The following is a 20,580-nucleotide window of genomic DNA, read 5'->3' on the forward strand; positions in this document are numbered from 1 at the left end:
TTTGTTACAACTTGTAACAGTGAAATTTGAAGATTTATTTTAAAAAAGTACTATTTTCGCCTTTCCCAAAACAATTGAAAACCTATGAAAAATCTAAAAAACTACAGTTTTCTAGCTGTATTATTATGCCTTTTTATTTCTGCAAAATCTTTCTCTCAAAATAATCATCCGCTGATGCCAACGCAGCAAAACAAAATCATAATTGACAAAATTGTTGAAGCTGCCAATTATAAAAACTATGTTATTGATTTCTGTCTGGCAAAAATAAATGAAGCTTCCGCGAAAGAAGGCTGGAATGAACAAAAAGCAATGGAAATTACGGGAAGCATTAACTACAAAAATTTCAGAGATGCGATTTACAACAGTTTTGTTGTTTTTGATGAAGTTGAACTGGAAATTTTATTAAAAGCATATGAAAAAGACCCAGCTTATCAAAAACAAAATGTTATGACTAACAATAAGGTTCTAATTAATAATCTGAACATTTTTGCAAATGATATTGTTTTGGGGAAGTATATTTCTAAATAAGGCGTCAAGGTTCTGAGATGCTAAGTTTCTAAGCTTTTTAACCTTTGTCAAAGTTTAAAACTTTGACAAAGATTGTAACTTGAAACTTGAAACCTGACTCGAGAGCTTCAGTTCGAACAGGCGAAGCAAACAAAAACTATTTCGTTGGTTTCAGAACCAGTTTGGTCGAAGTTTTTATAATCTCTTCTTTGTTCAATTTCATTTTTCTGAACTTTCCTGCGTTGTACATTTCGGCTTGATCGTCGTAATGTTTGCTGAAAGGATTTCCAGATTGTCCTGTTGGTAAAATGCTCCAACTGTTTTCTACATCAGCAAAATCGACAATTCTTCTTGTTGAAGGTCCGCCTTTAGTGTAATATTTTCCTTCATCATTAAATCCGAAAAATAAATTATTAATCACTTCATTTGAACCTGGAGAATTAAAAGGTCCAACATTAAATAATCCGCGAAGTGCTGCAACTTTTCCAAGCGGATGTTCGTGTTCTACAGTATGTACTTTGCCCCAATTCCATTCTGAAACATTTTCTCCTAATTGATTTTGCAAAGCAATAACCGCATCGTGAAATGATTTTGAAACAATATCTGTTCTGGTTTCTTTTACATTTTTGGTTTTAATATTATCCCACCAAACCGAATTTTCATTTTTTATCTGATTTGCAATAACTTGTTTTCCAGTAGAAATTCCCAAAAATAAATTGAAATTGTCTTTACCCATTTCATCTTCAAATGTATTTTTCAGATACAAATAAATCCATTTATTGTAAATCGTTGGCGCAACATCTTCTAAGTTTGTTGTTCCTTTCCAAGATTTTAAAACTTTTAAAACTTCTTTTTCATTATTCGAAAGCAGCTTATTATCTAAACTTGCCATTAAATTTTTAGAAACCTCAACTGCAACATCCGAAGTATTATCGTAAATCATTTTACTGATCGCTTCTTTATCCCAATCTGATTTTGCATTTAGAATTCCCGAAATTCTTTTCGCACGATCTTCTGGCAAATAATACCCTGGATATAAATAACCATTATCAATAGCTTCTGGCTGATTGTTTGCAGAATAAACATATCCCCATTCTGGATTTTCCGCCGACGGATTTTGTTCGAAATCTAAAAATTTAGTGATATCCTCTTTTCCGCTTGAACCGTCTAAAATCAAATGTGTATTAACGCCTTCATTGTGCCTGTACAATTTCCCGCTCGCCCACCAAGCCACATTTCCTTTTGCATCTCCATACATTACGTTTAATCCAGGAGCAGCAATTAAAGAAACTGCTTTTTTAAAATCAGTTGTATTTTTAGCATGCGAAAGTCCGTATGCTGCATCCAAAATCTGAATTGGTTCTCTCGTGTAAGTCCACGACATTGCGATTGGATTTTTCTTTTCCAAACGTTCCATCAAATCGTTCATAATTGGACCGTGACGCGTTATTTTAAACGTCATCACAACATCTGAAGAATCTTTTACTTTTATCGTTTTTTTTCTGATTTCATATTTACTGAAACCCGTTGGAGTTTGATATTGAGAAGCATCGTTTGCTTTATTTTTTTCTTGGTAAAAATCGATATCATCATTTTCAAACATCGTTAATCCATAAGCATAATCTCTGTTGTGCGCTAAAAGCGGAAACGGAGTTCCTGCCAAATAACAGCCGTATAATTCATGTTGTGGCGTTACCAAATGTGCTTCGTACCAAGTTGCAGGTTGCGAAAACCCAATGTGCGGATCATTCGCAAAAATAACTTTTCCAGTTTTCGTTTTATGTGGCCCAACAACCCAGCTGTTACTTCCAACAAACGGCGGAATCGGAGATTGATCCAACATTGCAGTTATAGATTTTGAAATCTCGGTATATTCTTCTGTTTTTTCTTTTGAAATTTTAATTCTTGTGTTATTGAATTCTCCTTCAATCCCTAAATCTTTCAAATATGCAACGCCATATTTATTTTTAACATCCGTCAATAATGGATCTGTTTTCTGCGCCATCGCAAAACTGAAAGACATATATCCGAAAATATTATAAACATCTTTTATTGTGAATTTTTGTTTTTTGACACCAACCAAAGTGAATTCTATTGGCGTAACTCCTTCATCCAAATATTGGTTAATCCCGTCCAAATAGGCCTGAGTCAGTTTATAGCTTTCGCTGTTTTTATCCAATCTAGCAATGGCTTTCGCCGAAGCTTCTTCGATTCCAATTCCAGCAAAAAACTTATCGTTTTTAAGCGCAACCGTGCCGAAAATTTCAGACAAACGCCCTGGAGCAATTCGGCGTAATAATTCCATTTGCCACAATCTTTCTTGTGCATGTACATAACCAAGTGCGGTCATGGCATCTTTTTCAGAATCTGCATAAATATGGGGAACTCCAAAATCATCAAAATAAACCGTAGTTTCTTTTTCGAGATTTTTTAATTGAAGTGAACCTTCATATTTTGGTTTCAAATGAAAAATATAAGCGCACAAACCAATCGCAAGCACTGCAATCAAAACCAATAAAACAAGCAGGATTTTTTTAATTATTCTCATATTCTAAAAAAAGTAAAATGGATCAAAATTCGTAATGATGTAACTTTTCTATAAAATTTTATAAGAAACAACATTTTTTAAAGTCTAAATTTATGTATTTAAAATTAATACTATAAATGTCAATATATAAAAAAATAGCGATTGGACTAATTTCTCTATTTATCATTGTGATTTTGGCCAACGTTGGTTTGAATTACTGGATAAAAAAGCAACTTCCTATTATTATTCACGAAAAAAACAAAACGGCATATAATATTAATTATGAAAAAATTGAAGTCTCCCTTTTTTCTCGAAATATCTACGCACAAACATTATTGGTAAGTCCGAAAAACGAACCAAAAGACAGCAAAAATGGACTTTTTTCTAAAATAGAATCTATTACCATAAAACATTTCAATATTTGGGATTTGGCTTTTCGCGATATTATTCAGGCAGAAAGTATTATCATCAATAAACCTCGAATCATTTTATATAAAAAAGGAGAAAAATTAATTAATAATCACAAAAGCATTGAAAAAGAAATTATCGATCCGTTCCGAAAAATTGTTGCCGTTTCGAATATTTATTTGAACGAAGGAGTAATCGATGTTGTTTCTTTAGATACAGAAAAACCTATTTTCAGTATTAAAAAAATCCTTTTAAAACTGGAAGGAATTTTAATTACTGATGCAACTTTAAAAGAAAAAATTCCGCTTCAATATAAAAGTTATGCTTTAGTAATTGACAGTTTGTTTTATAGACCAAATGGTTTTTATTATATCAATATTGGAAAAATAAGCACCGAAAAGAATTTCTTAAAAATCAATAATTTCTCTACTCTGCCTCAATTTGAGCGAAATGATTTTCTAAAACGCCTTGAAAAAGAAAAGGATATTTACAACTTAAAGTTCGACTCGGCTCAAGTCGAAAAAATGGATTGGGGTTTTAAAAATGACCGTTTTTATTTCAAAGCAAATTCGCTAGTGATTAATCATTTTGATGCCAATATTTACCGCGGAAAAATGCTGAAAGACGATTTGAGCAAGAAATATCTATACAATCATTTACTGAGAAATCTAAAATTCCCGCTTCAAATTGATACGCTTCAGGTTTTAAAATCGAAACTGGTCTATGAAGAAGAACTTGATTTTGCCAAAGGGCCAGGAGTGCTAACTTTTGACAAATTCAATTTACAAGCAACCAATCTGCGAAGTGGTTTTGGTTTGAAAAAAATGGATGATGTGAAGATCAAAGTCAAATGTATTTTTATGAAAAATTCTCCTTTAGATGTCGATTGGAATTTTAATGTTCTAGACAAAAGCGACGGATTTCATATTCAAGGCGTGATTTCAAATTTTGATGTTGCGGCAATGACGCGTTTCAGCAAACCTTACATTGGCACAACTTTTACTGGAACTTTTAATAAATACCGTTTCAATTTTTACGGAAATGATAACGGCTCAAAAGGAAATGCTTCTTTAGATTATGATGATCTAAAAGTGAAATTATACAAAAAGAAAAACCCTGAAAAAGAAGCCAAACTTAAAACGGCTGTTGCCAATTTATTCGTAAAAAATGATTCAAAAGATAAAGCGAAAACGGCTGAAGTTGAAGTAGAACGGCTTCAAGATAGATCGTTTTACAACCTTTTATGGAGAAGCATTGCAGAATCTTTGAAGAAGATTTTGATATAGTTTTTTTCCGCCACGAATTGTTTTAAATTAAATTCGTGAATTCGTGGCGGAAAAACTTTCTCAACAATTTACAAACCTGACAATTATCAGGTTTTAGGATGAAATATTTTTCTTCATTTGTCTCTATTTTAATCCGAATACAAATGACAAAAAAAAATCTGCATACTTTTCATATTCCAGTAATGGGATTGGCTTATACGATAGACAGTCCGATTCGAGTGGCGCAGTATGGAATTTCATCTGTTATAGCTTTAGCCGACGATGATTTGATTGAAAAGATGCGTAATTTTTACAGCACAAAATTCAACTTCCCTTACGAAGAAATCAGTCAAAAATTTCACGATTACCGCGCAGAGCGAATTACTTCTTATTTAAATTTAGTCGATAAAATTGTCAAAGAGAAATTTGAAAATTTTAAAACTGAATTGGCCGAAAGCAAAACGGCTCTTGATAACTTTATGTCGATGTTACCCAACACTTCTGACATTAAGAAAGGATTTCAAAACTTACTAGATGATGGAATTTCCTTTAAAGAAAACATTCAAAATTATATTGAAACGCATCTCTTTCCTGGAGAAATCGATGTTAACATTATGACGAAACTAGATAAAGATAACTTTATCAAAAATGAACAATTACCAATTGAATTTAACGATGCGCATGCCGCTTTAAGAGGTTTTGCAAATAGTAATTTAGAATCTTCTGTTGTACTTTCCGCTGGAATGAACCCAAGATTGTTTGGTTATTTCGAAAACTTCAAAGATTTTTTTCCGAATGAAAATAACGAACTGAAAAAGAAAATCGTCTTAAAAGTAAGCGATTTTAGATCGGCGATGATTCAGGGAAATTTCTTGGCTAAAAAAGGACTTTGGGTTTCAGAATATCGAATTGAATCGGGATTAAACTGCGGCGGTCACGCCTTTGCAACCGATGGACTCTTATTAGGTGCCATTTTAGAAGAATTCAAGCAGAAAAAAGAACAATTGGTACAATCTGCCCACGATTTAATGATTAAAGCTTTACAGGCAAAAAATCAGCATTTTCCAGAAAACCCTTTAGAATTAAAAATTACAGTTCAAGGCGGTGTTGGAACTTCTCAAGAACATGAGTTTTTATTAGACGAATATCACGTAGATTCTATTGGCTGGGGTTCTCCATTTTTATTAGTTCCAGAAGCAACATCTGTAGATCAAGAAACTCGCAATTTATTGATGAATGCCAAAGAAGATGATTTCTATTTAAGTAACATTTCGCCTTTGGGAGTTCCATTCAACACTTTGAAAGGAACAACTAATGAATTTTTAAAACAGAAAAGAATTCAAGAAAATAAAGCTGGAAGTTCTTGTCCAAAGAAATTCTTAGCATTAAGTAAAGAATATGACCCACACGGAATTTGTACGGCTTCAAAAAAATATCAGGATATTAAACTGGAAGAATTAGAAGCAAGAAAAGATTCTTTATCTGCTGATGAATTTGAAAAAAGCAAAATCAAAATAACCGAAAAATCATGTTTGTGCGTTGGTTTAGCAAATGCATCTTATTTAGAAAATGACATAAAAGTTAAAGGCCAGGCTCAAGGTGTAGTAATTTGCCCAGGTCCGAATTTGGCTTATTTTGATCAAGAAGTTTCTTTGAAAGAAATGCTGCATCATATTTATCATGGAAAATCAGTTATCAGAACTGAGCGTCCTAACTTATTTATTAAAGAGCTTAAAATGTACATAACGTATTTTAGAAATGAAATTCAGTCTATTTCTGGAGAACTTACAACAGCTCAGCTTAAAAAATGGAATTCTTTTAAATCTAATCTGTTAGATGGAATTGAGTATTATAAAAATTTATTTGAATCGACGAAAGTCTTTAAAGGTGACCTTGATCAACTCGATTCTTGTAAATCAGAATTAGTTGGTATTAAAATTCCCGTTTCAGAGTTGGTTTAAAATTGAAAACCCCAAATTAAAAGTAATTTGGGGTTTGTTTTTCCACATTTTTTCTTTAAAAATGATTTAAAAAATAAAAAATTCAATTCAATTTTTTATAAACTAGAATTAAATATCATTCAGATTTCAACATATAAATTTAGCTTGAAATTATTATATTGATAAAACATCAAGAACCATGTTTAAAAAAACTATAGCGGCTAGTTTAACATTTGTATTATTCTCTCTGATGAATTGTTTTGCTAAAGAAAATTTAAAGATTAAAGATTTTTGTAAAATTAACATTGGAACAAAACGTGCTGATATAGAAAAATTTATTGGCAAACCGCAAGAAAAATTAAAATCAAATTTTATCTACAATTTAGATTATGAATGCAAAATGAAACTAATCTACAAAAACAACAAACTCAGTAAAATGTTTTTTATAGATCCTTGCAAAAGAGAATATCAATTAAAATCAAATCAAACTTCTGTTTCGTCTACAGCAAAAATAGGAATCCTTCATAGTGGACCAAATCAAAAACAGAACAATATCTATAAATGATTTCTGTAAAGTAAAAGAAGAAATTACACATAACAAAGCAATAAATTTAATTGGCCCTAGTATGGGTTCTATAGGTTTTGGAATGGTTTGGGATGTTTATGAATTCCCTGATGGCTCTTATATGAAATTGTGGTATAACAATAACATTTTAGCTTTTTTTAATTTTGTTGATTGTTGCAATAGGGAATATGCATCAGTAAATTAAAACATTAAAGTTCTTTAATAAACTAAAAATGGCAAACAAATAAATTGTTTGCCATTTTTTTATATCAAGTTATCCAAATGATTATTATTATTCTTTTTTCTTATTCTTACTGTCAATAACAGCTCCAGTTCCAGTTCCTACTGCAGCTCCAGCTAGACCTCCAATAATTGCACCTTCACCTTTTTTCTTACTGACAATGGCTCCAGTTGCGGCACCAACGCCAGCACCAATAACAGCGCCTTTAGCAGTTGCACTCCAACCTTTCTTTTTAGCAGTTGTGGCATTTGTTCCATCTTGTTGATGCACAACAACGACTTTCTCTTTTTGAGCTTCGATCTTTTCCTCGTTTAATTTAGCCATTTCTGTCTTCATCGAATCGATAACACGCTGTTTGTTAATCTCAACTTTCATTGAATCAATGCTGGCTTGCTTGGCTTTATTTATATCTTCTTTGCTTTGTTGCTGACAAGAAGTTAAAAATATCACGGTTAATAATATATATAAGCCTTTCATGACTATAAGTTTTAAAATTATACATTACAAAGTACTTAATATTTGTTTTAATACTTATTACAGGATTTTTTAGAAAGTTTATAAGATTTGAAGATTTCGCCGTATTTCTGGCTGAATTATTTTTTTTTAAGCTGTATGATTTAATCTCGCAAAGTCGCGAAGACGCAAAGTTTTATCTTTTAAGTACAATAGCTTCCTGCTTTAGCTGGATGAAAAATTGGTTAAAAGAAAAAGCTTTAACCAAACTATGCCGTTTGGCTAAAGCCTTCTTAAGTTTTATTTTTAATACCTCCAGTTAAAATTGGAGGCAATTCAAAAAAATCTTTTTAATCCTATTAATCTGTGGCTTTAAACAAAAAATGCTATTCAGCTCCCCGATGGCTATCGGGATTGCGAGATTAATTTTTACTTCCCTAAAATTCCTTTTTTCAGAATTTGTCCGAAATCATACATATCTTCATAAGAGCAGTACAAAGGAACCGGTGCCAAACGAATTACGTTTGGTTCACGCCAATCTGTGATTACTCCATTTTTCATTAAATAATCAAATAATGCTCTTCCTTCTCCGTGAAGGAAAACAGACAATTGTGAAGCTCTTTCACTTGGGTTTGAAGGCGTAATAATTTCAAAAGTGCTTTCTACTTCTTTATCAATTTCGTGTAGAATAAATTCCAAATAAGAAGTAATATGATCACGTTTTTTAATTAAGGCATCCATTCCAACCTCAGCAAACATTTCTACCGAAGCCAAATATGGCGCTAAAGATAAAACTGGAAGATTACTAATCTGCCATCCGTCTGCGCCGTGAACGGGATCAAAGTTTGGTTCCATTTTAAAACGACGTTCTTTGTTGTGTCCCCACCATCCAGCAAATCTTGGTAAATCTGAATTATGATGTTTTTCGTGAACAAAACAACCCGAAGCATTTCCAGGTCCTGAATTCATATATTTATAACTGCACCAAGCTGCGAAATCTACATTCCAGTTATGAAGTTCTAATTTGATATTTCCAGCAGCATGAGCCAAGTCCCAACCTACTTTTGCTCCAGCTTTTTGTCCAGCAGCAGTTATGGTTTTGATGTCAAAAACTTGTCCTGTATAATAGTTTACTCCGCCAATTAAAACCAAAGCAAGTTCATCTCCGACTTCTTCAATTTTTGCTAAGACATCTTCAAGACGAATATTGTGTTCCCCTTCTCGACGTTTAATTTCTACAATCGCATCTTCAGGCTTGTATCCGTGAAAGTTAACTTGACTTTGAAACATATATTGATCTGATGGAAAAGCTTTTTCTTCGCAGATAATTTTATAACGTTTGCCTTTTGGCTGATAAAAAGAAACCATCAATAGATGAAGATTAACAGTCAAAGTATTCATAACCGTAACTTCTGATGGAAGCGCGCCTACAATTTTACTCAAGGGTTCTGCAAATCTTTCTTGATAATCCCACCAAGGTTTTTCAGCATAAAAATGACCTTCAACTGCCAATTCTGCCCAATCGTTCATTACTTCATCAATATAAGCTTTGGTGCGTTTTGGCTGTAATCCTAATGAGTTTCCAGTAAAATAAATTACTCTTTTGTCGTTTACTTTAGGAAAAATGAATTGGTCTTGGTAATGTTTTAATGCGTCTTTCGAATCTAGCTCTCGTGCAAATTCGCGTGTATTTTGAAAAGTCATTGTGTTTTTGTTTTGTCTGCTAAAATAACAAATTTTGTTTGTTTTGTTTCAGGTTTAAGGTTTCAAGTTGAAATGCTTTGTATTTTTTAACCGCAAAGTTCGCAAGGATTTTTTATCAAGGTTAACGTTTACAAACGCTAAGTTCGCAAAGCTTTGCGTTCTTTTATATTTAGCAAACACAAACTAAGTAAAAAATCCTTGCGAACTTTGCGGTTAAACTTGAAACCTGAAACTTGAAACAAAACTATTAAAAACAAAAAAACCGACAGGTTCTAAAAACTTGTCGGGTCTTTTTTTTATAATATAAAACTCTAATTAAAGAATTAACATCGCGTCTCCGTAAGAATAGAATTTGTATCCTTCTTTGATCGCTTCTTCGTATGCTTTTTTCATTAAATCGTGTCCACAGAAAGCAGAAATCATCATTAATAATGTTGATTTTGGAGTGTGGAAGTTTGTGATCATACAGTTTGCAATACTAAAATCGTGAGGAGGGAAAATAAATTTATTTGTCCATCCTTCGTAAGGATTCAAAGTATTTGCAGAAGAAACAGAACTTTCGATTGCACGCATAGAAGTTGTTCCTACAGCACAGATACGTTTTTTCTTTGCTTTTCCTTCGTTTACGATATCACAAGCTTTTTGATTGATAATTAATTCCTCAGAATCCATTTTGTGTTTAGATAAATCCTCAACCTCAACTGGGTTAAAAGTTCCTAAACCAACGTGTAAAGTTACCTCAGCAAAGTTCACTCCTTTGATTTCTAATTTTTTCAAAAGGTGTTTTGAGAAGTGTAAACCAGCAGTTGGTGCCGCTACAGCTCCTTCTTCTTTTGCGTAGATTGTTTGGTATCTTTCAGCATCTTCAGCAGTTACTTCTCTGTTGATGTATTTAGGAATTGGAGTTTCTCCAAGTTCTGTCAATTTGTTTCTGAATTCTTCGTATGATCCATCGTATAAGAAACGTAAAGTTCTACCACGAGATGTTGTATTGTCGATTACCTCAGCAACTAATGAATCGTCATCACCAAAATAAAGTTTGTTACCAATACGGATTTTTCTAGCAGGATCTACTAAAACGTCCCATAAACGTTGCTCAGAGTTTAATTCTCTTAATAAGAAAACCTCAATTCTAGCTCCCGTCTTTTCTTTGTTTCCATACAAACGCGCAGGGAAAACTTTTGTATTGTTAAGAATTAAAACGTCTCCGTCATCAAAATAGTTGATAACGTCTTTAAACATTTTATGTTCGATTGTGTTTTTTTTACGGTCAATTACCATTAAACGAGATTCATCTCTGTTTTCTGCTGGAAATTCAGCCAAAAGTTCTTTCGGTAAATTGAAATTGAAGTGTGATAATTTCATATTTGAAGTTAGATTTTAAAATATCAATCTTAGATTTTTTTATCTAAAATTTTAAATCGACTGCAAATATACGATTGTGAAATAGGCGTTGTCAAGTGTTTTGGCTATTATTTTCAAAAGTCCTTGATTTACTGAGCTTTCAGATTGACTTAGAAAGCTATTCTTTAAGTCAATTTTAACTTTTTTGATTCATACATATAAAAAAACCTCTGGTTGAAACCAGAGGCTATGTTTTATGCAGCTTTTATTTAAATAAACTTTATATATTCAAAAACTACAATTCTGAGATTTGAAAATTTAATGCTTTTAAATCATTCCAGAAATCTGGGTATGATTTTGAAACAACTTCTGCGTCATCAATAATAATTGGCACATTGATAGCTAAAGGTGCAAATGCCATTGCCATACGGTGATCATTGTATGTTGCAATATGTACATCGTGCTTTATATTATCAGATTTAACTAAAGTTAAACTGTCATTAGTCACCGAAATATTAGCGCCTAATTTTGTCAACTCCGTTTTTAAAGCTTCCAAACGGTCCGTTTCTTTAATTTTTAAAGTATGAAGACCTGTTAAATGACATCCGATTCCTAAACCTAAACAAGTAACTACAATCGTTTGTGCGATATCTGGAGTATTATTCAAATCGAAATTTACATCTTGATAATTAAAACCAGCTACTTTTTCCAAAGTCATTTTATTGTTTTGGAAAGTCGTTTTCACACCCATTTTTTGGTAAAGAGAAACTAATTCTGAATCTCCTTGAAGGCTATTTTCTTTATAACTGCTCAAAGTAATTTTTGCAGCATCTGATAAAGCAACAAGACTGAAGAAATAAGAAGCAGAACTCCAATCTGATTCTACAACCATTTCTTTTGTTTCAACTGATTCTTTAGGAAAAACTTTAATTACATTTCCTTCAAAACTAGTTTTAATATCCAAATCATTAAGCAAAGCTAAAGTCATTTTGATATATGGAATTGAAGTAATTTCCCCTTCCAAAGTCAATTCTAAACCATTATCTAATTTTGAAGCCATTAATAAAAGTGCCGAAATATATTGGCTGCTCACATTTGCCGCCAGAGTTACTTTTGAAGCTGTAACTTTTTTTCCTTTAATTCTAATTGGCGGATATCCTACTTCTTTCTCGTATGAAATCTCAACACCTAATTGTGCCAAAGCTTCAACAAGAATTTTAATCGGACGTTCTTGCATTCTGCTAGATCCTGTCAAAACCACTTCTCTTCCTTCGTTAACCGAAAAATAAGCCGTTAAGAAACGCATTGCAGTTCCTGCGTGGTGTATATCTACAATTTCGTCATTTCCAGCTAAAGCTTTTTGCATTACTTCGCTGTCGTCTGAATTTGAAGTATTGGCTAAAGTGATATTTGGAAATAACGCTTTTAGTAACAATAAACGGTTAGTTTCGCTTTTTGATCCTGTAATATTTAATTGCGAATCATCAATGGTGAATGGTGAATTCGTGCTTAGTTTTAAATTCATTTTTTTAATTGTAAGTTGTGAATTATGAATTATGAATGATTAGATACATAATTCAGCACCGCAATTTACCACTCCCCATTCATAATTCAAAATTGAAAACTCATAATTCAAAACTTATGAGTGATATTTCACAATTATTTCAATTTATCATTGTTTTTATGGCGGTCTTTATCTCTAACCGATTTCAAATCCATTTTTTTATCAAAAGCCGCTTGCAAATCAATTCCTGTTTGATTGGCTAAACATAACACAACAAAAACAACATCTGCCAATTCTTCGCCAAGATCTTTATTTTTATCGCTTTCTTTCTCAGATTGTTCTCCATATCTGCGAGCAATGATTCTTGCTACTTCTCCAACTTCTTCTGTTAGCTGCGCCATATTGGTTAATTCGTTGAAATAACGAACACCGTGCTCTTTTATCCAAGTATCAACATCTAACTGTGCGTTTTTTAAATCCATTTCTTAAGCTTTTTTTAGAACAATTTTTTCATTTTGGCTTACGATAATCTTTTGAAAAAACTCTTTAAGCATTTCGTAATCCTCAGCTGCAAAAATACTATTGTTAATTTCTTTTATGCTCACAATTTGAATTTTGTTTTCTACAACTGAAAAATTTAAGAGAAATGACATTTGCTTGTCTTCTGAAGTAATTCTCACTGGTTTCGGAACTGATTCTATGGCGTAACCGTCTGGAATTTCAATGCTAAGACTAAACTTTTCTGAATTTTTATAGCCGAAATAAACAGGCATTTGTCTCTTTTCTTGATTAAATGGATTTTTACTTTTTGTAAAAAACAATAATGGGTTTACAAAAATTTTTCCTCCAATGATTTCTGTCTGTCCATTTGAAACAAAAGAAAAAGTCTCGACAATAGGCTGTCCAACATTTGATTTCTTGTTTTCGATTCTATAATTTGAAATTGTCAAACCTCCAAGTTCTTCCTCAAATTTCTCTAAATAATTGTCCTCCGATTTTGCATTATTCTCTACTCTAAATCGGTATGCATCGTAATCTGTTCGCTGAATTCTTGCACTACCATCCATTTTCCCTTCAGGACTAATTTTAACCATCAAATTAAAATTTTCTCTAGATGCCAAGGCTGGATCTAATTCTATTTCTTGCGAAGTCCCATCTTTTCTTACCAATCTTCCCTTCCAATTTAAGGTGTTTAATGGCAAAATATTAGGAGAGGTAAATTTGTGCGTTGCATCGAGCAAAGTTAATTTTCCATCAATTTCGGCAGCGGCAACTATGTAATTAAATCCTGCTCGTGTAGGGTAAACTGGCAATCCGTTTTCAACTGTGCTGACTAAAACTGGATTTGCAGTAACTCCAGCCATTCGAAGCATATTTATTAGAATAAAATTGATTTCGGCAACATTTCCCGTTTGATCTTGATAGGCTTTTTTGACACCTTTGTCAGTGTAACAGCCATAGGTTTCATTCCAATTCATTCGATTCTGAACATAGGTAAAAACAAGTTTTAATCGTTCATTTTGGGATTCTACATTAGCCAATAATTTTTTTAAATCTTCAGCAAAGAAAAGTGTTTCGTTTAATTGTTTTCCAAAATCATCATCTTTAAAGATTGTTTTTGCAACACCTTCCCAAGTTACACTGTAATCTTTAACGGGCTGTTCTGGCAGACGAACTCTTTCAAGCTCTTGCTGAATACTTCCGCGGTAATTTTCCAAATTATTTACATAAGGTTCATCTTTCAATGCAGGAATATCTTTTCCTGTATAGTATGATTCGATTTGTTTGTAAGTAAATGAATTTGTCTGGTTGAAATTGTTATCGTAACTCTGTGATCCGTTTGTTAATTTTGCTTCTGTTTCAAGCGGAATTCCTCCAATTAAAATAGGTTTATAAATATAGAATTCAGGGATTTGAGTTTTATAATAAAAATAATTAACTGGAATTTTGAACTGAATATCAAAATCAGGAAACTTTACCAGATTTTCAGATTTCAAAACATATTTATATTCTATAATAGAGCCCACTTTTACATTTGGTAAAGTGATTGTTTTCTCTTTCCAGTATTTATTAATTTTATTTTTAAATTCTCCTTGATTTTCAAGTTTCGTCTTTACAATACTTCCATTTTCTAAGTTATAGGTTACTGCTTCTGAGAATTCTAAACGGTCGTCATTTAGATTTTCATATCCAATATAAAAGCGCACTTTTTGATCGGCCCAACTCAAGCCTTCTTTTTTATAAATTTTGATTTTTACCTCGCAAATATGATTTGCAATAAAACCTGTATTTCGGTCGTATGTAAAATATGTTCTTCCCTTTTTAAACAAGATAGCAGCTGGTGCGCTGCTATCTTTAGGATGAATATTTTCTTTAAGTTCTGCTATTGTTACTTTTCCAAGCTCATAATTTTGAGCTTGTGTATTTGTAATGCTCCAAAAGAAAGCAATGCAAATTAGAAATGATCTTATAAACATATTAAATGCGTTTTAAAACAATTTTTTCGGTTTCTTTCGCAACCATTCCTTTGTAATACTCTTTCAGCATTTCATATTGTTCTGTATTAATAATTGCCTCATTGATCTGATTGACAATCATCAATTGTAAAACATCGCCATTTGCAGCAATATTAAATTTAAAACTTCCCAGATTGTTTTCCATACTATAAGCAACAGCAGTTGGCAATGTTTCTACTGCAAAACCTTCTGGAATTTTAATTGTGATATTGTATTTATCCATAAATGGATAACCAAAATCTACTGGATACTCGCGAGATTCTTGTTTAAATGGATTCTTGTCTTGACTAAAGAATAACATTGGACTAACATAAATCTTACCACCGATAATTTCGCATAAATCGTTTCCAGTAAATGAATAAGTCTCAAGTGTTGGAGAAAGTAACTCTTTTTCGTTTGTTCTTGAATATTCGCTTACCTCAATTTTTCCATTGTTATTTTCTAATTTTTCAAGATATTCTTCTTCTTTTAGTTTTTCGAAGTTTTCTCTGGCGATCATAGCGTTATAATCTGTGCATTGTCTTCTTGCTTTTCCAGTAACTTTTCCTTCAGCATTGATGTCATAATTCATGAAAACAAAATCATTTGATGTCTTTTTAGGCATTAAATCTATTTCTTGTGAAGAGCCATCTTTTCTGATTAATCTTCCAAGCCAATTTAATGTTCTAAAAGGAAGAACATTTGGAATCGAATATTTATCAGTTGCATCCAATAAAATATATCCGTCTGGTGTTTCAATAGCAGCAATTACATAATTAAAAGCATTTCTATTTGGGAACAATGCAATTCCATTAGAACGTGTACTAACTAAAACCGGATTTGCTGTTAAACCCGAAGAACGAAGCATTGCAGTAAGCATTAAATTGATATCTGCAATATTTCCTGTTTTTTCTTTATATGCTTTTTTAACTCCGCTATCACAGCTGTAACCTGTATAGCCATTCCATTTTATGGTTGCTTTCACATAATTGAAAATGGCCCAAATTCTTTCATCCTGCCCATTTAATCCAGTCAGAACTTTTTTCAAATCCTCTTCAAAATATCCTGTTTTGTTTAACTCTGGACCAAAATCATCATATTCGTAGATCGTTCTTACCACTGAATTCCAATCTGTAGAGTATTCTTTTATTGGACTATTTGGAAAGTGAGTCAACGACAATTCGTGCTGAACACTTGCTGTATAATTATCAATATTATTCACAAAACTTTCATCTTTCAACGCTGGAAAATCTTGTGCTACATACGTTACTTCAGTTTCTAAATAATCAATTTTATCTGAAGAGAAACTAGTTCCAGACACCAGTCCTACGTTTCTTTCTTTACTATTGATCGTTATCGATTTCGGATTTTTTAATGTTGTAGCTTTTGGAAATAAATATCCTTTTTGTACCGGTTTAAAGACATAATATTCTGGATAAGCGACTTTAAGTTCTGAATAGTTTACAGGAATTGACGTTTGAAAATCCCAGTCACGTATGATTCCTTCGTTAGGACATTTTATAGTATAACGAAATTCGATTACAGATCCTTCTTTTACATTTGGCATCGTAATCTTTTTTTGCCCTCTGTATTTAGAAATGACTTCATCAAAAGATCCGTCGCTTTTTAATTTTGTTTTCTCTATTTTACCATTCACTAAATTATAAGTATTTGCATCTGTAAAAAACACACGTTCTTTTAAGTTAGTAGTGTTGTAATACCAAACTTGCTGGTTTGCCCATTCATAGCCTTCTTTTTTATAAATTTTGATACGGGTTTCTACTTCGGTCATCATGTAAAAACCATCATTTTGATCGAACTCCATTCTTGAAACTCCTTTTTTGTAAAGAACTGCTGCTACTGCTGAAGTATCTTTTGGATGGACTTTCTGTTCCAATTCTGCAACAGAAACCTTTCCTAATTTGAATTCCTGAGAAATCGCTTTGGGAGCGATTAATAGAATCACAGAGAGGCTAAATAGTTTAATAATTTTCATTGGTAATTCTTGGTTTATATTGGTTATAATTGGTTTAATTTTTTGTCAATATTATTTTGGCATTATCGTTTCTAGAGACCTGCTCCATAAACAAACGGTATTCGTCATATTCTTTATTCGAATATTTACCTTTGTTAAGGAACATTGACCTTTTATACGTTAGTTTGTTATTTTCTTTTTTTATGATTTCGGTTTTATATTCACCAAATTTTCCTTTTAACTCATAATTTGAAGGAAGAAATTCGATACTGTAACCTGCAGGAAGGCTGATTTCGATTTCATCTGTATCCAAATATCCGCGCTGGATTTGAAATGGATTTTTACGATTTCTCATTCGTTTTATATTTCCCGTATATTGATTAAATGCATCAACTACAAAAATCATTTTATTGCCAGAAAGTGTTCCGTAATTTGAAGCACTTACTTGAATATCTTCTGTAAAACGAACATTTTCTTTATCGTTGGTAAAAGTTATTTTACCTAATTTTAAGTTATTGATATTATCCCAGTAATCTTTGTAGTGCTCCTCTTTTTCATTCGGCTGCATGGTTTCTACTCGAGATTTAGAAGCATATTGACTTCCTCGTGAAGCTATTTTTAAAACTCCCGAAAAATTCCCAGTTTCATCAATGGTATAAGTTCCTTTTCCATCTTGAGTATTTCCTTTGTCATCGTAGATTTTAGTGCGGACAATTTCTCCGCCTTCAGGTTTTACAACCAAAACATCGCGATCATCTGTAAAAACACCTTGATATCCAAACGGATCATCTTGACTTGTACATTCTAACCAGATATAATTATTCTCATTTGGGACCGCTAAAATCATGTGGTTTCCTTGCATCGAAACAAAATCAGATTGAATATCTGACTTGTAGCGATCTCCATATAAAATAGTATTATAAGACGGAACATCTACAACCTCCAAAAGTGCTTTTGTATAATTTGATAATGCTTTACAATCACCATAACCTAAACGATCTACATCGCTTGCCAACATTGGTTTCCATCCGCCAATTCCAACGGCAATATTTACATATCTGGATTTCTTTTGGACATAATCATAAATAATCTTTGCTTTCTTAACAGGATCTTTTTCGTTCCCAACCAAAGCTTTGATTTTTACTTTTGTCTCTTCTGGCAAAATGGTAGTTCCTGTTAAGATTTTTTCTCCATACCATTTACCAAATGCTTCCCATGTTGTAGCTTTTCCATCAACTCCTTCTAAATGGAAATTCTCTAATCCCATCATGACTTTAGGAAAAAGGTCTGATGGATTAGGACTAAGATCTTCTTGTTTTTGAGCAACAAGATTGGTAGCTAAATAACTTAGTTTGGTATCTGTCTCTTCTGTCTTTTTAATATTGAAACCGTTAAAACGGAACTCTTTCTTTTTAAAACCCAAGTCTTTAGGAAAAGTAACATTCAGAACACATTTTTCTACACTTAAGTAATAACCACCTAAAAAATACCATTGTGGTATAAATGCAGTATTCGAAGTTTCAACTTCGCATGTATAGACAATAGTAAAAGGATATGAAATTGGAGTATAATCTAAGTAAAGCACACGGTTATCTGAAAAAAGAGTACTGCCACTTACCGCGCTTTGATCTTTAAAATCTTTTCGTTTGATTTTTTTTATTTCGTTTCCGAATGCATCATAAACAATTGCTTCAATATTTTTGATTGAAGTTGTTTTATCATAATGACTAAAGGCGTCAATATCATTTAGTCCTTTATCATTTAAAACAGAAACTATTCTTTGAGTTTTGATGTTCATGCTTCTTTGCGAAGCAATAAGGATATCCATCTGGTCTAATCGAAGGACAGCATTGGCATTTTGCTTAAGACTATCGGGTATTGATAGTATAGAATAATCGCTCTTTTGAGCAGAAGAATTAACAAGAAATAAGAAAAAAAAGAATGCGCAAAAGAGTTTTTTCATTAGTAAGTATTTTCGTCAAATATATATTTTTTTGCGAAATCCTTAACAAATGTTTAATAATATTTTACTCCTTGTTTTTACTATCCATTACAATAGTTACAGGTCCATCATTTAGAAGATTTACTTTCATATCTGCGCCAAAAATTCCAGTTTGTACTTTCTTGCCAAACTCTTTTTCCAGAGATTTTACAAAGTTCTCGTAAGTTGGAATTGCAAAATCTGGCTTTGAAGCTTTTATATAAGATGGGCGATTTCCTTTTTTGGTTGATGCATGAAGCGTAAACTGACTCACGACAATAATATCGCCATCAATATCCTGAACCGAACAGTTCATAACATCATTTTCGTCACCAAAGATTCTCATTTTTATGATTTTCCCAGCAAGCCAATCAATATCTTCCTGTGTATCGGCATCTTCTATTCCGACTAAAACCAATAAACCTTTTTTAATATCTGCAACAATATTAGAATCGACAGTTACAGATGCTTGAGAAACTCTTTGAACGACTACTTTCATAGAAAATTGTGAATTGTGGCTCTATGCCACAGATTAAAGGATTTAACAGATTTTAAATTCTAGCGTTAGATGCACTGCAGTGCATCTCTACAATGCAAACTTTTCATGTTTCAATTGGAATTCACAATTTACCATTCACAATTCACAATTATTTTCTTGTTTCATCACTCGCAGCGCGATCTTCGCCATACGTATCGGTACGGTAATGCTCTTCGTCACCTTCAAGGATTTTAAGATAACTATTGTAACGTGACCACGCAATTTCGTCTTTTTCTAAAGCTGTTTTGATTGCACAATGCGGTTCTTCTTTATGTAAACAGTTGTTAAACTTACATTGATCTTTGAGTTTGAAGAACTCTGGAAAGTATCCGCTAATTTCTGATGGTTCCATGTCTACAATTCCAAAACCTTTAATTCCTGGTGTATCGATAATTCGGGCATCAAAAGACAAATCATACATTTCAGCAAAAGTAGTTGTGTGCTGGCCTTGCTTGCTTTGTTCTGAAATTACTGAAGTTTTTAAATGAAGACTTGGTTCCATTGCATTTACCAAAGTTGATTTTCCAACTCCAGAATGCCCAGAAAACATACTCACTTTACCCACCATCATTTCTTTTAGCTTGTCAACACCTTTATTTTCAGTTGATGAAATTCGAAGGCATTTATATCCAATTTCAGAATAAATATGCTGAAGATAAAGCTGATCATCTAAAGTCTGATCGTTTAAAGTATCTATTTTATTAAAAATCAAGATTGCTTCAATTCCGTATGCTTCGGCAGTTACCAAAAAACGGTCGATAAAACTTGTAGTTGTTGGCGGATTATCAATTGTAATCAACAAGAAAACTTGATCGATATTTGAAGCAATAATATGAATCTGCTTAGACAAGTTAACCGATTTACGAACGATATAGTTTTTTCGTTCATGAATATTATGAATCGTTCCCGTTACGGCATCTGAAGTTTCGTCTAATTCATAATCGACTATATCGCCTACAGCAATAGGATTGGTACTTTTTATACCTTTTATTCTGAATTTCCCTTTCATACGGCATTCCACAAAATCTCCATTTTCAGATTTTACGGTGTACCAGCTTCCTGTAGATTTATATACGGTTCCTGTCATTCTTTAATTTTAGATTGCTGATTTTAGATTTTAGATTACGCTTTAA

At 32.4% G+C, this 20,580-nt stretch carries 15 protein-coding genes; 4 read left to right on the top strand and 11 right to left on the bottom strand.

What is annotated here, in order from left to right:
- Positions 1-84: 84 nt before the first annotated feature.
- Positions 85-528, top strand: coding sequence for a hypothetical protein (locus tag DM444_RS11970; RefSeq protein WP_111286935.1), 444 nt, complete (start codon positions 85-87; stop codon positions 526-528).
- A gap of 136 nt (positions 529-664) precedes the next feature.
- Here DM444_RS11970 and DM444_RS11975 read toward each other — a convergent pair whose 3' ends face one another.
- Positions 665-3,055, bottom strand: a complete 2,391-nt coding sequence (locus tag DM444_RS11975) for a penicillin acylase family protein (protein ID WP_111286937.1) — start codon at positions 3,053-3,055, stop codon at positions 665-667.
- Between the two features lie 116 nt (positions 3,056-3,171).
- Between DM444_RS11975 and DM444_RS11980 the strand changes: the two genes are divergently transcribed.
- The 3 genes from DM444_RS11980 to DM444_RS11990 all read left to right on the top strand — a co-directional run bounded on the left by DM444_RS11980 (position 3,172) and on the right by DM444_RS11990 (position 7,212).
- Positions 3,172-4,728, top strand: a complete 1,557-nt coding sequence (locus DM444_RS11980) for a hypothetical protein (RefSeq protein ID WP_111286939.1) — start codon at positions 3,172-3,174, stop codon at positions 4,726-4,728.
- A gap of 143 nt (positions 4,729-4,871) precedes the next feature.
- Positions 4,872-6,668, top strand: a complete 1,797-nt coding sequence (locus DM444_RS11985) for a hypothetical protein (RefSeq protein ID WP_111286941.1) — start codon at positions 4,872-4,874, stop codon at positions 6,666-6,668.
- A 178-nt stretch (positions 6,669-6,846) separates the two neighbouring features.
- Complete coding sequence (locus tag DM444_RS11990) at positions 6,847-7,212, top strand: hypothetical protein (protein WP_162614959.1); 366 nt, start codon at positions 6,847-6,849, stop codon at positions 7,210-7,212.
- Between the two features lie 292 nt (positions 7,213-7,504).
- Here DM444_RS11990 and DM444_RS11995 read toward each other — a convergent pair whose 3' ends face one another.
- The 10 genes from DM444_RS11995 to rsgA all read right to left on the bottom strand — a co-directional run bounded on the left by DM444_RS11995 (position 7,505) and on the right by rsgA (position 20,534).
- Positions 7,505-7,930, bottom strand: a complete 426-nt coding sequence (locus DM444_RS11995; RefSeq protein WP_111286945.1) for a YMGG-like glycine zipper-containing protein — start codon at positions 7,928-7,930, stop codon at positions 7,505-7,507.
- A gap of 405 nt (positions 7,931-8,335) precedes the next feature.
- The gene (kynU, locus tag DM444_RS12000; RefSeq protein WP_111286947.1) at positions 8,336-9,610 is read right to left on the bottom strand and encodes a kynureninase; all 1,275 of its coding nucleotides are present in this window, start codon (positions 9,608-9,610) and stop codon (positions 8,336-8,338) included.
- A gap of 315 nt (positions 9,611-9,925) precedes the next feature.
- Positions 9,926-10,975 (bottom strand): tRNA preQ1(34) S-adenosylmethionine ribosyltransferase-isomerase QueA, encoded by a 1,050-nt coding sequence (gene queA, locus DM444_RS12005; RefSeq protein ID WP_111286949.1) that lies wholly within the window; start codon positions 10,973-10,975, stop codon positions 9,926-9,928.
- Between the two features lie 274 nt (positions 10,976-11,249).
- A complete protein-coding gene (gene aroA / locus DM444_RS12010) occupies positions 11,250-12,479 on the bottom strand; it encodes a 3-phosphoshikimate 1-carboxyvinyltransferase (RefSeq protein ID WP_111286951.1) in 1,230 nt (409 codons plus the stop codon).
- A gap of 134 nt (positions 12,480-12,613) precedes the next feature.
- Positions 12,614-12,940, bottom strand: a complete 327-nt coding sequence (locus DM444_RS12015) for a nucleotide pyrophosphohydrolase (protein ID WP_012022600.1) — start codon at positions 12,938-12,940, stop codon at positions 12,614-12,616.
- A 3-nt stretch (positions 12,941-12,943) separates the two neighbouring features.
- On the bottom strand, positions 12,944-14,935 hold the full coding sequence (locus tag DM444_RS12020) for a DUF3857 domain-containing protein (RefSeq protein WP_111286953.1): 1,992 nt from the start codon (positions 14,933-14,935) through the stop codon (positions 12,944-12,946).
- Between the two features lies 1 nt (position 14,936).
- Entirely contained in the window at positions 14,937-16,949 is a 2,013-nt protein-coding gene (locus tag DM444_RS12025) for a DUF3857 domain-containing protein (RefSeq protein ID WP_111286955.1), read from the bottom strand.
- A gap of 34 nt (positions 16,950-16,983) precedes the next feature.
- Positions 16,984-18,891 carry a DUF3857 domain-containing protein gene (locus DM444_RS12030; protein WP_111286957.1) on the bottom strand — a complete coding sequence of 636 codons (1,908 nt, stop codon included), beginning with the start codon at positions 18,889-18,891 and terminating at the stop codon, positions 16,984-16,986.
- Positions 18,892-18,955: 64 nt separating this feature from the next.
- Entirely contained in the window at positions 18,956-19,408 is a 453-nt protein-coding gene (gene dtd, locus DM444_RS12035; protein ID WP_111286960.1) for a D-aminoacyl-tRNA deacylase, read from the bottom strand.
- Positions 19,409-19,556: 148 nt separating this feature from the next.
- Complete coding sequence (gene rsgA / locus DM444_RS12040) at positions 19,557-20,534, bottom strand: ribosome small subunit-dependent GTPase A (RefSeq protein ID WP_111286962.1); 978 nt, start codon at positions 20,532-20,534, stop codon at positions 19,557-19,559.
- Positions 20,535-20,580: the final 46 nt, after the last annotated feature.

This window comes from Flavobacterium ginsenosidimutans, assembly GCF_003254625.1.
Classification (GTDB): domain Bacteria; phylum Bacteroidota; class Bacteroidia; order Flavobacteriales; family Flavobacteriaceae; genus Flavobacterium; species Flavobacterium ginsenosidimutans.

What these genes read in the sequence shown, in the direction of transcription:
- DM444_RS11970 (WP_111286935.1), top strand. Translation starts at nt 85, where the DNA reads ATGAAAAATCTAAAAAACTACAGTTTTCTAGCTGTATTATTATGCCTT.
- DM444_RS11975 (WP_111286937.1), bottom strand. Translation starts at nt 3,055, where the DNA reads ATGAGAATAATTAAAAAAATCCTGCTTGTTTTATTGGTTTTGATTGCA.
- DM444_RS11980 (WP_111286939.1), top strand. Translation starts at nt 3,172, where the DNA reads ATGTCAATATATAAAAAAATAGCGATTGGACTAATTTCTCTATTTATC.
- DM444_RS11985 (WP_111286941.1), top strand. Translation starts at nt 4,872, where the DNA reads ATGACAAAAAAAAATCTGCATACTTTTCATATTCCAGTAATGGGATTG.
- DM444_RS11990 (WP_162614959.1), top strand. Translation starts at nt 6,847, where the DNA reads ATGTTTAAAAAAACTATAGCGGCTAGTTTAACATTTGTATTATTCTCT.
- DM444_RS11995 (WP_111286945.1), bottom strand. Translation starts at nt 7,930, where the DNA reads ATGAAAGGCTTATATATATTATTAACCGTGATATTTTTAACTTCTTGT.
- kynU (WP_111286947.1), bottom strand. Translation starts at nt 9,610, where the DNA reads ATGACTTTTCAAAATACACGCGAATTTGCACGAGAGCTAGATTCGAAA.
- queA (WP_111286949.1), bottom strand. Translation starts at nt 10,975, where the DNA reads ATGAAATTATCACACTTCAATTTCAATTTACCGAAAGAACTTTTGGCT.
- aroA (WP_111286951.1), bottom strand. Translation starts at nt 12,479, where the DNA reads ATGAATTTAAAACTAAGCACGAATTCACCATTCACCATTGATGATTCG.
- DM444_RS12015 (WP_012022600.1), bottom strand. Translation starts at nt 12,940, where the DNA reads ATGGATTTAAAAAACGCACAGTTAGATGTTGATACTTGGATAAAAGAG.
- DM444_RS12020 (WP_111286953.1), bottom strand. Translation starts at nt 14,935, where the DNA reads ATGTTTATAAGATCATTTCTAATTTGCATTGCTTTCTTTTGGAGCATT.
- DM444_RS12025 (WP_111286955.1), bottom strand. Translation starts at nt 16,949, where the DNA reads ATGAAAATTATTAAACTATTTAGCCTCTCTGTGATTCTATTAATCGCT.
- DM444_RS12030 (WP_111286957.1), bottom strand. Translation starts at nt 18,891, where the DNA reads ATGAAAAAACTCTTTTGCGCATTCTTTTTTTTCTTATTTCTTGTTAAT.
- dtd (WP_111286960.1), bottom strand. Translation starts at nt 19,408, where the DNA reads ATGAAAGTAGTCGTTCAAAGAGTTTCTCAAGCATCTGTAACTGTCGAT.
- rsgA (WP_111286962.1), bottom strand. Translation starts at nt 20,534, where the DNA reads ATGACAGGAACCGTATATAAATCTACAGGAAGCTGGTACACCGTAAAA.